Source organism: Hungatella effluvii (genome assembly GCF_003201875.1).
Classification (GTDB): Bacteria; Bacillota; Clostridia; order Lachnospirales; family Lachnospiraceae; genus Hungatella; species Hungatella effluvii.
Genome location: NZ_QJKD01000025.1, coordinates 43,528 through 55,317, shown reverse-complemented (window position 1 = coordinate 55,317; position 11,790 = coordinate 43,528). Strand labels below are relative to the sequence as shown.

11 protein-coding genes are annotated in these 11,790 nt (G+C 51.0%); 10 read left to right on the top strand and 1 reads right to left on the bottom strand.

Going from position 1 to position 11,790, the window contains the following annotated elements:
* Positions 1 to 147: 147 nt before the first annotated feature.
* The 3 genes from DFR60_RS27945 to DFR60_RS27935 all read left to right on the top strand — a co-directional run bounded on the left by DFR60_RS27945 (position 148) and on the right by DFR60_RS27935 (position 2,398).
* The gene (locus DFR60_RS27945; protein WP_110326265.1) at positions 148 to 1,257 is read left to right on the top strand and encodes an anaerobic sulfatase maturase; all 1,110 of its coding nucleotides are present in this window, start codon (positions 148 to 150) and stop codon (positions 1,255 to 1,257) included.
* Positions 1,258 to 1,378: 121 nt separating this feature from the next.
* A complete protein-coding gene (locus DFR60_RS27940; RefSeq protein WP_110326263.1) occupies positions 1,379 to 1,570 on the top strand; it encodes a hypothetical protein in 192 nt (63 codons plus the stop codon).
* A 15-nt stretch (positions 1,571 to 1,585) separates the two neighbouring features.
* Positions 1,586 to 2,398 (top strand): PD-(D/E)XK nuclease family transposase, encoded by an 813-nt coding sequence (locus DFR60_RS27935; RefSeq protein ID WP_146218636.1) that lies wholly within the window; start codon positions 1,586 to 1,588, stop codon positions 2,396 to 2,398.
* Positions 2,399 to 2,564: 166 nt separating this feature from the next.
* Here DFR60_RS27935 and DFR60_RS27930 read toward each other — a convergent pair whose 3' ends face one another.
* Positions 2,565 to 3,359: a YdcF family protein gene (locus DFR60_RS27930; RefSeq protein WP_110326259.1), complete on the bottom strand. Its 795-nt coding sequence runs from the start codon at positions 3,357 to 3,359 to the stop codon at positions 2,565 to 2,567.
* Between the two features lie 213 nt (positions 3,360 to 3,572).
* Here DFR60_RS27930 and DFR60_RS27925 point away from each other — a divergent pair, with 213 nt between their 5' ends.
* From DFR60_RS27925 to DFR60_RS27895, 7 genes are all read left to right on the top strand, one after another.
* Complete coding sequence (locus tag DFR60_RS27925) at positions 3,573 to 3,944, top strand: sialate O-acetylesterase (RefSeq protein WP_432764132.1); 372 nt, start codon at positions 3,573 to 3,575, stop codon at positions 3,942 to 3,944.
* A gap of 134 nt (positions 3,945 to 4,078) precedes the next feature.
* Complete coding sequence (locus DFR60_RS27920) at positions 4,079 to 5,188, top strand: FG-GAP repeat domain-containing protein (RefSeq protein ID WP_341458011.1); 1,110 nt, start codon at positions 4,079 to 4,081, stop codon at positions 5,186 to 5,188.
* Positions 5,185 to 5,856: a response regulator transcription factor gene (locus DFR60_RS27915; protein WP_110326255.1), complete on the top strand. Its 672-nt coding sequence runs from the start codon at positions 5,185 to 5,187 to the stop codon at positions 5,854 to 5,856. The genes DFR60_RS27920 and DFR60_RS27915 overlap by 4 nt, the downstream gene beginning before the upstream one ends.
* Positions 5,853 to 7,301 (top strand): sensor histidine kinase, encoded by a 1,449-nt coding sequence (locus DFR60_RS27910; protein ID WP_110326254.1) that lies wholly within the window; start codon positions 5,853 to 5,855, stop codon positions 7,299 to 7,301. Before DFR60_RS27915 ends, DFR60_RS27910 begins: the two co-directional genes overlap by 4 nt.
* Positions 7,298 to 8,128: a hypothetical protein gene (locus tag DFR60_RS27905; RefSeq protein ID WP_110326252.1), complete on the top strand. Its 831-nt coding sequence runs from the start codon at positions 7,298 to 7,300 to the stop codon at positions 8,126 to 8,128. The genes DFR60_RS27910 and DFR60_RS27905 overlap by 4 nt, the downstream gene beginning before the upstream one ends.
* Before the next feature lie 235 nt (positions 8,129 to 8,363).
* Positions 8,364 to 9,926 carry an N-acetylmuramoyl-L-alanine amidase gene (locus DFR60_RS27900; RefSeq protein WP_110326300.1) on the top strand — a complete coding sequence of 521 codons (1,563 nt, stop codon included), beginning with the start codon at positions 8,364 to 8,366 and terminating at the stop codon, positions 9,924 to 9,926.
* Between the two features lie 495 nt (positions 9,927 to 10,421).
* On the top strand, positions 10,422 to 11,780 hold the full coding sequence (locus tag DFR60_RS27895; protein WP_110326250.1) for an MATE family efflux transporter: 1,359 nt from the start codon (positions 10,422 to 10,424) through the stop codon (positions 11,778 to 11,780).
* Positions 11,781 to 11,790 lie beyond the last annotated feature (10 nt).

Sequence of the window (11,790 nt, the reverse complement as noted above, 5' to 3'; positions counted from 1 at the left end):
TATTTTAAGGCTGGACTGTTACTGCGTTTGTCCTGGTGGCTTAAGTTTACTCTTGTACTTACGGTAAGAAACCATTATAATATTTATCAGTGTGTTTATGAAAATGGCCGCCGGCATGATTGCCGGTACGAAAGAGGGAGGGTGCTTATGCCGCCAATCAGTGTACTGATTAAACCATCGTCAGGAAATTGCAACCTGCGGTGTGAATACTGTTTTTATTATGATACGATGTCCAAACGGGAACAGGGGGCCTACGGGTTTATGTCAGTTGAGACACTAGAGGCTGTGATCCGCCAGGTTCTGGCTTATTCGGAGGGAAGCTGCACGATCGCGTATCAGGGAGGCGAGCCGACGCTCAGCGGGCTTCCGTTCTTTGAAAAATCCATCGAATTTCAGGAAAAATACAATGTCAACAACGTGAAGATTTTCAATGCAATCCAGACGAATGGTTCGCTTTTGGATAAGAAGTGGGCGGAATTCTTTGTGAGAAATCATTTCCTTGTGGGCGTATCCCTGGATGGAGGACCGAAGCAGCATGATTATTACCGGAAAACTCCCGCAGGAAAAGGCAGTTTTACCCGGATCATGGAAAATATTGAAATGCTTAAGAAGACCGGAGTGGACTTCAACATACTTTCCGTGGTGCACGCGAGAACCGCGCCTCATATTAAAAAAACGTATGAGTTTTACCGTAAAAACCAGTTAAATTACCTGCAGTTTATCGCCTGTCTCGATCCGCTCATGGAAGAACCGGGGGGTCGGGATTATTCGCTGACACCGGAGGCGTACGGAACGTTTCTGATCGATTTGTTCGAACTGTGGTTTCGTGATCTGAAGGAGGGAAAACAGCCGTATATCCGGCAGTTTGAGAATTATATCGCGATTCTGCTGGGCCAGATGCCGGAATCCTGCGACATGCGCGGGACCTGCGGAATGCAGTACGTGGTTGAGGCGGATGGAACCGTATATCCATGTGATTTCTATGTTCTGGACGAGTACCGTCTGGGGAATTTCCGGACGGATACGGTGGAGATGATAGATAAGAAGCGGGAAGAGATAAAATTTATTGAGAAATCCCTTCAGAAAGAGGAGGCGTGTGCAGACTGCCGATATGCAATGCTCTGCCGCGGCGGCTGCCGGAGAACCAGACAGGAGGATCACGGGAATCATCAGTACTTCTGTCAGTCGTATAAGATGTTCTTTGACGCCTGTCTGCCTAGTCTTGTGGAGATTGCAGAGAGGATTGGACGCGGATAAAGAATACAGAGGATTTAAGTCAGAAGCCCCGTATTTTCAGATGATGAAAATATGGGGCTTTGTTGTCTGACATTTCGCCACTTATTTCAACCAATCATATCTGAATAAGGAGAAAAAGCGTATGAGGAACACAAAGCAACCATCAAATTGCATGGGCGGACTTGTGCTGTCCGAAAAAGAGGCATTAGGAATTTTAGAACAATCGCCTGCTTATGGACAGTACTTATCACTGACAGAGGATATGCAGAGAGAACTTCTCGACTTTGTCAAAGGAACGAGAGGGCTTAAGATAAAGTATGACCCGTTTTTTTAGCACATATTTGATCCGGTGATTCACGGGGAGAGGCTGTCGCGGCTTTTAACTGTAATAATCGGTCAGAAAGTAACGGTAAAACAGGTTTTGCCGTCACAGTCCAAACGACTGGCGGCGGAAGCGTCGCTGATCATTATGGATATTGTTGTGGAGCTGGAATCGGGAGCGTTGGCTAATGTGGAAATCCAGAAGGTTGGCTACCATTTTCCAGGACAACGAAGTGCCTGTTACTCCTCAGATCTGATCATCCGGCAATATGACCGGCAGAAGAGTTTGAAGAAGAAAAAGTTTTCCTACCGCGATCTTCAGAAGGTCTATACAATCGTGCTGGTAGAGCACAGTTCCAGAGAGTTCCATCAGATTCCTGACCAGTATATTCACCGTTCCAGCCAGAAATTTGACACCGGACTGGAGTTGGAATTACTGCAGGAGTATATCTTTATAGCACTTGACATTTTTCAGGAAATCACTCACAATATAGATAAAGAGTTGGATGCCTGGCTGTATTTTTTGAGTTCAGACAAACCGGAAGATATGATCCGGGTGACAGAGGCGTATCCGGCTTTTCGGGAACTATACATGGAGATCGCAGAGTTTCAGAGAAAACCGGAGGAGTTGATAGCGATGTATAATGAGACGCTGGCATTATATGATAAGAACACGGTGGAACTGATGATTGAAGAGCAGCAGGAAGAGATCAGGAGGCTGGAAGAGGAGGCGCAGAAGAGGGAAGAAGAACTAAGGCTTAATAAAGAAGAACTGAGAGCAAAAGACGATGAGTTGGAACTTCTTAGGCGGGAACTTGCTAAACGGGCGGAGAATACGTAAGTACAATCTATTTTGGGATTAATTCAGATAGAAAAAAGCAGGGTAGAATGACCGGCAGAATCATTACAAGCCGGTAATCCTATCCTGCTTTTCATTATGAGACCCGTAACGGAGACCCGGGTGCGGGGACTGGCAAAGCCTGTAACAGGGCAGTGGTGAGCGGCCGCTAGTCCCGGGAGGCATACAGCGGATTGGCCTGCCGCACCATGCCGCGGCAGGTGTGCTGAAGCTCATCAAAAGCGGCGGCGACGCTGTCGGGAATGTCGACATGCGCAATATAATTTTTGCCCAGGGGTCCGTATCCCTCCGGACCATCAGTGAGACGCGGGATTTCCCCCATGAGGAGCGTGAGATAACGGTCGATGTCCCACATGCCATAGATTTCTGTATCATAGGCAGGCTTCCCGTCCTTCATGATGACGTTTGCCTGGTAGACGGCATAATTTATGATGATGACGTCATTCGAGACGTACTTGCGCAGTCCGGCTTCCATGCGGTGCTGCATGGTGGCATCCTGCGCCAGGATGATGGAGCGGAAGGAAATCTGATTTTCCCGCAGCAGATCAAGAAGATACGTGATATTGTTGCCGCAGTTGGTGGAGCTGCATTCCAGAAGATCGGCCTCCAGCCCATAGCGTGCCTTCAGATAGGAAGCAAAGACCCTGGCTTCCGGCAGTCCTGCCGTCTCGATATCAGGGAATTCCTGATGGACCCGGATTCGCAGCGCTTCCGTGGTATGGCCTGCTCCGCCTACAATGACGTACTTTTTCGCGGCATGGTTCTGCATCGCCTGGGCCAGCACATCGCCGCCGCACAGGATGCTGCCGCCAAACAGCACCATGACGTCTGCCTGATTGATTCCGTAGGTCTTCTTTAACTCTTCCGGAGACAGTTCGGAAACGTCTCTTTTTCCGCAAAATCCCCCTAAAATGTTGATGTATTCCACGATTCGTTCGTTCATAGACATCCTCCGTATGTGTACTTACAGGTTCATTATAAAACAGAAAGACAGCGTTGTGAACTACGGTAAAGCCAAAAACTGCTGAAATTTTATTCCGGTCATGGTATACTGGATACAACAGGACCGGTTACCGCCCTGATTTTTTTCGCTCACAATGCGAAGGAAGCTTATAGGAAAAAATGATTTGTTGTAACGGAGGCAGGAATCCATGAAATGCCCCATATCTATAATGAAAGAATCGAAATGCTGCGCAGCGGAAGATGGCAGATGATGACTGAGCCGATAAACTATGAATGGCCGGTTGCAGGCGTAAGCATGGCAGCGTCCTTTGCAGAAGCCTGGTGCCGCGAAAATCAGGATGAAAAGATAGGCCTGATTCCGTGTGAGGAAGGCGGAAGCTCCATCGATGAATGGGAGACAGAGGGCGTGTTGTTCCGCCACGCGGTCAGCGAAGCAAAATTTGCGGTGGAGAGCAGTGAACTGGCGGGAATCCTGCGGCGTCAGGGAGAAAGCGACAGTGACAGCGGAAACTATATCATACGAAGAGTTCAGGAAGGCTTTTTCGGGTTAAGCGAAGCCAGGTGATAGTGATCCACCGAATCATCGAATATGTCAGGAGGGCGGTTCCCGCTTTTTTGCTTTCGCCATTCCATTTTCCCGCTATGTCTGATAAAATATCAATGTACACGAATTACGTCTGATTCCGAAGAAAAAGGCAGGTGATCCCTTTGAAATACAGAAAATTATTTGTCCGCACCGCGGCAGGCCTACTGTGCTTCTCCCTGTTTTCTGCGGCCTGTCCCGGCCGCTTTACCGTGCAGGCGGAGGAGGAGCAAAGTACGCTTTACGCCTACAATGCCTATCAGAAACGACTTGAAGGTGTGAAGAAAGAGGCGGATATCGCAGCAAGCGGTTTCGATATTATAGAGAACCAGGTATTTACCATGACGGTTAAAGCATTTGGGGATGTCTCAATGATTCCGGCCATTGACCGGACGTATCGCCGCCTCGTCCTTTTTTTTGCAGATGAAGACGGAAACACGGTCTATCATACGGATCAGCTGGAGACAAACAATCAGGTCAGAGGGGAGCTTAATCAGCTCAATCAGGGTATTTCCGCCGTCTCTTTTCAGGATTTAAACGGAGACGGAAAGACAGACATTCTGCTGATTACTTCCTGTGAAAAGGAAGATTCCGCCGCAGGCAGGGCATATAAGGTTGGAGATGTGCTGTTTCAGAATGAAAATGGTTTTTACCGTGACTGGCGCCTCTCCGACAAGATTAACCGGTTTGGAATGAACAAGAGTATCCGGTTTATTGCCTCTTTTTTAGAGGACGGTTATTCAACGGAATTCCTGTATACAGCCGCCACGCTGGATGAATTAAAGGAACATGGATTCACGGTGGTATCCGAGCAGAGTTACTGGCGCAGGTTCGAGAAGCTGGGGAACCTTCTTGTGGTTCCGGGAACGTACCGGATGGCGGAATATACCGTATTTATGGTCTATCTCGTCAATGAGCAGGGCTACATCGTATGGAGCTTCCAGCCCATGGGCGACTATGAAAATCTGTATGCGCTGAAGGGAGTCGCCTGCCGAGACATTGACGGCGACGGGATGAAGGATCTGGCGGTTCTGGCGCGGTACAGCTATGAGGGAAAAGACGGTGAGACGATCCTGGAAAATGATTATTCCATCTATTATCAGAAGACAGGCGGATTCTATCCGGAAACAGAATTTAAGAAACAGTACCAGAGCAAAGACGACAGCACGATGGAGGAACTGGTGGAAAAGGCCAGGGCATATTGGGGGTGGAGACAGGAATCATGATAAAAATACTGATAGTGGACGACGAGAAACCGATTTGCGATCTGATCGATTTGAACCTGTCGGAGGCCGGATACCACTGCACGGCGGTTCAGGATGGGGCGGAGGCGCTAAGAATCATAGAAAATGAGAAATTTGACCTCATTTTACTGGATATCATGCTGCCGGGGATTGACGGCTTCGACATCATGGAATACATACGCCCCATGGAGATACCCGTCATTTTCATTACCGCAAAATATGAGGTGAGAGACCGGGTGAAGGGGCTTAAACTGGGGGCCGATGATTATCTGGTGAAGCCCTTTGATGTGGTTGAGCTGGTGGCCAGAGTGGAGGCGGTTCTGCGCAGATATAATAAGACGGAGAGGCGTCTGTCCGCGGGCGATGTGGTGGTCGATGTGGAGGCGCGGACCGTCGTGAAGGCCGGAAGGCCGGTGGAGCTGACCAATAAGGAATTTTTGCTCCTGGTCCTTTTTTTGCGGAACCGGAATGTGGCGCTGTTTCGGGAAACTCTGTACGAGAAGGTGTGGGAGGGCGAATACTCCGGCGACAGCCGTACGCTGGATTTGCATGTACAGCGTCTCCGGAAGAAGCTGAACTGGGAAAACGGCGAATTTCCACGGCTGGTGGCCGTATATAAGGTGGGGTACCGGCTTGAGGTAGGGCGATGAAATTTTCACTGAAACTGCTTTTATGGACCATGATTGTCATGGCGGCCGCATTTGGATTCAGCGGTTTTTATTTCGTTAATTACGTGTTTGAGCGTGCACTGGACCGGGAAGCCGGGCAGGCGCTCGATGAGAGCAGCATCCTGAAGTTTGCATTTGAGACGGCCGCGCTCAATGTCCCGGCCAAATATGATGTGCTGCAGGAAGACACGACACGTCAGATCGCCTCCAACTTAGAGGCAGGCGGGCAGGACACGGGACGTATGCTGCGGATTTCCGATGATCAGAAACAGGTGCTTTACGCAGCCGACGGCTTCACGGCCGATGACGGGCTGCTTCTCGCACTTGACGAAAATACGAAGACCTACCGGGTGATCCGGCTGGAGGACAGCTATTATATTCAGACGGCCGCCCGGGTAGAGGCGCTGGATAAGAGCCTTTATTTAGAGACGATGAGAGACGTCACAGAGGTGTTTCATGACCGGGCTACAGGCTTTGTGGTTTACCGGAGAGTGACGGTCGTGATTCTGCTTCTGGGAACGGTTCTCATGCATCTCATTTCTTCCTGGCTGACAAGGCCGATCCGGCTGCTGACGCGGGCCACGAAACGGATGGCGGCAGGCGACTACGACTATCGCGCCAGGCTCGTAAGCGATGATGAGCTGGGGCAGCTGACAGCGGATTTTAACCGTATGGCCAACGCACTGGAAGATAATATCATTAAGCTGGAAGAAGAGATCCGGGCGAGGGAAGACTTCGTGGGGGCCTTTGCCCATGAGCTTAAGACGCCGCTCACCGCGATCATCGGTTATGCGGATATGCTGCGGTCTCACCGGCTGGATGAGGAGAAGAGTTTTATGTGCGCCAATTACATTTATACAGAAGGACGGCGTCTGGAGACAATGTCGCTTCGGCTGTTAGACATCATTGTGACGAAACGCCAGGAGATCGAGCTTCAGATGGTCTCTGCGGAATCGCTGTTTTTCTACCTGTATGATATGTACGCGGCGAAGAAAAATATGGATTTTCATTTTACTTACGACGAAGGGATGATCCGGTGTGACGCTAGCCTGATAAAATCTGTGCTCATCAATCTTCTGGACAACGCCTGCAAGGCCTCAGAGCCAGGCAGCCGCATCGATGTGGATGGGTATGCCGTTTCGGAGGGCTACCGCTTTTCCGTTAAGGATCACGGTGTCGGGATTCCGGAGGAGGAAGTTTACAAGATAACGAAGGCATTTTACATGGTGGATAAATCCCGTTCCAGGAGCAGAAACGGAGCCGGACTGGGGCTGGCTCTCTGTGAGGAGATACTGCTTCTTCATCACAGCAGGCTGGAAATCGAGAGCGAGCCGGGAAAAGGCTCCTGCTTCAGCTTTGTCCTCCCGTGGGAAGACGGCGCTCCTGCCGCCTGGCGGAGCGACGGTGAAGGAGGTGGCGAAGCATGAAAAAAACAGCTGTAAATTTCTTGCTGCTTCTGTTTGCTGCACTGGTCATGGCTCTGGCTATCTGGGGGCCGGAAGCCATATCCGGATACCGCGACAAATCGGTTTTGAATGAGATCCACGTAAAAGACGGGGAGGGAGAAGGCGAGGGGTACCGATACTCCTTAAGCCGCAGTGATAAGCTGTTTATCCTGGCGGAGGCTTTAAACAGCCAGACGCTTTCTGAGAGCGAATCGTATGCCGGGGAGAGGCAGGAGGCTTCCGGTGAAGCCTACGGAGAGACGGCGGGAACGTATGCGTTTATCGTCAATCACAGAGGACCGTCCGACCGTGAGATCAAAGAGGAGGAGCTGTTTGGGGTCGTAAACGAGGGCCTTGAAACGCTGAAAAAACTGGGAATTCTTCCTGATTCCGTGAGAGAAGCCGATCGTTCCGCCTACGACGCTGTCCTCTATTCCGCGATCGACGTGCTGGAGCCTCGGAATAACGTGGCAGTGTGGAAGGTCAGCCTTTCCAACATTCAGAAAAACAACGACCGGGGAAACCGCCTGATCGATGCCTATATCGACGCGGACGATGGAAAACTATATGAGTTTTATGTCCGGACGGAACGCACCTGGGCTGACATGGATCCGGACGAGATCGCCGGGAAGTGGAGCGGATATTTGGGACTGGAAGCTCCGCAACCCTATGAGGGAAACAATCCGCTGATGGAAATGACACCGTATTTTAAGAAGTACGTGTTTCCCGGAACTGGAAAAGGAAATACGACTGCGACGGTCGGTTATTATGACGGTATCCAGGAATTATTTGTAAAAATATCGAGATGATGCAACTATGATGCAAAAATGATGATCTTTTGATGCAGCTCCTGTGTAATCTGGAATCAATGAATATTGAGACGGATGACACAGGAGCTTTTGTGCAGCAGAAAGGGACATTTTAATGTGCCGCTGGCTGCGGCAGGTGTTTGACTGCACAAAAGCCTTCCGGATCGGTTTCGCAGGGCGTGCAGACGGCAGAAATGAATTTTCAAACATGCCCTGGCGAGGGAGGAGCTGTACAATGAGATACGAACGAGAAACCCGTTGCAGAAAAAACGGGAGAAATACGAGAAGAAGATGGCTGGAGGATTGTGCTGCGGCAGCGGCTGGCGGAATTGCGGCTGTGTTTCTGTTTACTGCAATGGAGACGATGGGGATGTTTCCGGGAGGTAATGCGGCGGTGAGCCCGGTAACGGCTGAGGCGCAGGCGGCGACCGGGAGCCAGGCGGCAGCGGCGAATCTACCAGTAACTGAGAGCCAGGCGGCAGCCATGAATCCGGCAGTATTACAGACTCTGCCGGCATCGGAAATAAGAAAATTAGCAGAATACCAGTTGGAGGCAGCAGGCAAGAAGGATAGAAGCAGCACATGGCAGGAAACTGATGTACAGAGCAGGACGGAGAAACAAACAGTTTTCCAAACCACAGATAGCGACCCGGAACATCCGCTTATTATAGTAGATCCGGGCCACGGAGGGACCGATGAGGGCTGTTACGCAGACGGGGTACTGGAAAAGGACATCAATCTGGAAATCGCAAAGAAGCTTCGGGAGGAGCTGGTGGAATCGGGCTACAGGGTGATTCTGACCCGGGAAACTGATACCTATATGACGAAGGAGCAGCGGGCGGAAGCGGCGAACCGCTATGGTGCCAATGCCTTTGTGAGCATTCATCAGAATACGTATGAAGAGGAAGAGCCAACCGGAATCGAGACGTGGTACGACGGAACGGACCCCTCCCGTGACAGCAGGCGGCTGGCTCTCCTGATTCATGAGGAAACGGTGAAGCGTACTGGAGCCAAGGAGAGGGAACTGCGGGGCGACGCGGGTTTTGTGGTGACAGGCTGGACGAAGATGCCTGCGTGCCTGATCGAGACCGGTTTCCTGTCCAGCCCGGAGGAACGCGGAAAGCTTACCCAGGCGGAATATCAGGAGAAGCTGGCGGAGGGCATTGCGGGAGGGATCGACGCCTTCTTCCACCCCAAAACCATGTATTTAACCTTTGATGACGGGCCTTCTGCGGAAAATACCGCCGCCGTTCTGGATGTGCTGAAAGCCCGGAACATAAAGGCGACATTTTTCCTGGTAGGCGAAAACGTCAGGAAAAATCCGGAGGTGGCAAAGCGGATCACAGCGGAAGGCCATACCATTGGAATCCACTGCAACCGCCATGATTACGAGCAGATTTATCAAAGCACAGCCAGCTATCTTGAAGATTTCAACGAGGCCTACAAAACTGTGCTTGAAGTGACCGGAGTGAGAGTAACGCTCTTTCGTTTTCCGGGCGGAAGCATTAATGCATACAATAAACCGGTATATCAGGATATTATCAAAGAGATGACGGCCAGAGGCTTCATTTATTTCGATTGGAATGCCAGCCTGGAGGATGCATTAAAGAAATCCGAGCCGGAAGAACTGATTGCGAACGCCCGGGAGACGGCGCTGGGAAGAAAACACGTGGTGATGCTGGCCCATGACATTGTCCACAGCACAGCACTCTGTTTGAACGATCTGATTGATCAGTTCCCGGAATACCGGATGGAACCCCTGACACCGGACGTGCCCCCGGTACAGTTTCACCCATAATGGTGTTTGAAATCCACTGCATTCCGTAAAATACCACCGCCCATGCAGCCGTCATGAGCAGTGGTATTTTTGCGTCCGCTTGTTACAATTCACTCCCCACCAGGGGCACCGCAGTCCGGTTCGGCCGGGCAGGCTTCCTCAGTCTTTCCGGTGACTTTGCAGGGTATTAGAAGTTCTTAACGCGCAAAATTTTTCGTTCAGGTGAAATTCCCACTTGTCTGAGCGCAGCGAGTTTGGGATTTTCACCTGGTTTTTAGAAAAATTCTGCACGTTTAGAACTTCTTATGCCCGAAACCGGAACTGGAAAGGCTGAGGAAGCCTGCCCGGCCGAACCGGACTGCGGTGCCCCTGGTGGGGAGTGAATTGTAACGTCCGCTTCGCCCTCCGGCCGGACACTTTCCGGAATCGGATTGCACTTTTTGCCTTGACAGGTTATAATCATTCTGGAAATATACGGTATTGATAAAAGGAAAAAGAAATCAGGAGAAAATTAAAATGGCCAAAATTAGGACAATGACGGAGGGGCATCCGCTGAAGCTTATTTTCGCGTTTTCACTGCCTCTGATGTTTGGCAATGTATTTCAGCAGTTTTATACCGTGGTGGACACCATGGTGGTTGGTCAGGCCCTGGGCGTCGGCGCGTTGGCTGCGCTGGGGGCCGCGGACTGGCTGAACTGGATGGTGTTGGGGATGATTCAGGGCATATCCCAGGGATTTGCCATACTGATGGCCTACGAATTCGGGGCTGGAGATTACAGAAAGCTTCGGCAGGTAATCGCAAATTCGGCGATTCTGGCCTGTCTTGGATCCGTGGTCATGTTAGCTCTCATGCAGGCGGCCGCGCGGCCGGTCCTGCTGCTTTTGAATACGCCGGATGAAATCATCGGGCGGAGTCTTTTGTATTTAAGGATCATGTTCTGGGGAATTCCCATTGTGATGGCATATAATGTTCTGGCCTCCATCCTTCGGGCCATGGGAGACGGGAAAACACCGCTCCACGCTATGGTGGTGGCATCCGCGGTCAACATCGGCCTGGACCTGCTGTTTGTACTTGTCTTTCACTGGGGGATCGGCGGTGCGGCCGCGGCCACGCTGATCGCGCAGGCCTGCTCCAGTTTATACTGTTTAAAGAGCCTGTTAAAGGTGTCGATTCTTTCATTTGAAAAGAAGGATTTTCACCTGGAACCGTATCTTTGCAGAAAGCTGATGACCCTGGGAATTCCCATGGCATTCCAGAATGGAATCATCGCTGTGGGCGGTATGATTGTGCAGTCGGTGGTCAATGGATTCGGAGTTCTCTTCATCGCTGGATTTACGGCGACCAACAAGCTGTATGGACTGCTGGAGATCGCCGCGACCTCCTATGGCTATGCCATGACTACTTATGTGGGCCAGAATCTGGGCGCCGGAAAGATCAGGCGCATCAGGCAGGGGATGAAATCAGGGCTTCTCTTAGCCATGCTCACCTCGGCTGTGATCGCGGCCGTGATGCTGGTCTTCGGGCAGGCGATTCTCGGATGCTTCATCACGGGAACACCCGAAGAGGCGGCCAGGACTATGGAAATCGCCTACCATTATCTGGCAATCATGAGCGTCTGTCTCCCTATCCTTTACCTGCTTCACGTGGTTCGCTCATCCATCCAGGGGATGGGAGATACAGTTCTGCCCATGCTGTCCGGCGTGGTGGAATTTTTAATGAGAACGGGAGCTGCGCTGTTTCTACCGCGGGCCTTCGGGCAGGAGGGCATTTTTTATGCAGAGATCCTGGCCTGGATCGGCGCGGATGTGGTGCTGGTCGTCAGCTATTTTGTGAGAATAAAAGGATTGAAAGGCGGAGACGAGTCTGGTGATTGAAAAGAGAGAA

What these genes read in the sequence shown, in the direction of transcription:
- DFR60_RS27945 (WP_110326265.1), top strand. Translation starts at nt 148, where the DNA reads ATGCCGCCAATCAGTGTACTGATTAAACCATCGTCAGGAAATTGCAAC.
- DFR60_RS27940 (WP_110326263.1), top strand. Translation starts at nt 1,379, where the DNA reads ATGAGGAACACAAAGCAACCATCAAATTGCATGGGCGGACTTGTGCTG.
- DFR60_RS27930 (WP_110326259.1), bottom strand. Translation starts at nt 3,359, where the DNA reads ATGAACGAACGAATCGTGGAATACATCAACATTTTAGGGGGATTTTGC.
- DFR60_RS27925 (WP_432764132.1), top strand. Translation starts at nt 3,573, where the DNA reads ATGCCCCATATCTATAATGAAAGAATCGAAATGCTGCGCAGCGGAAGA.
- DFR60_RS27915 (WP_110326255.1), top strand. Translation starts at nt 5,185, where the DNA reads ATGATAAAAATACTGATAGTGGACGACGAGAAACCGATTTGCGATCTG.
- DFR60_RS27910 (WP_110326254.1), top strand. Translation starts at nt 5,853, where the DNA reads ATGAAATTTTCACTGAAACTGCTTTTATGGACCATGATTGTCATGGCG.
- DFR60_RS27905 (WP_110326252.1), top strand. Translation starts at nt 7,298, where the DNA reads ATGAAAAAAACAGCTGTAAATTTCTTGCTGCTTCTGTTTGCTGCACTG.
- DFR60_RS27900 (WP_110326300.1), top strand. Translation starts at nt 8,364, where the DNA reads ATGAGATACGAACGAGAAACCCGTTGCAGAAAAAACGGGAGAAATACG.
- DFR60_RS27895 (WP_110326250.1), top strand. Translation starts at nt 10,422, where the DNA reads ATGGCCAAAATTAGGACAATGACGGAGGGGCATCCGCTGAAGCTTATT.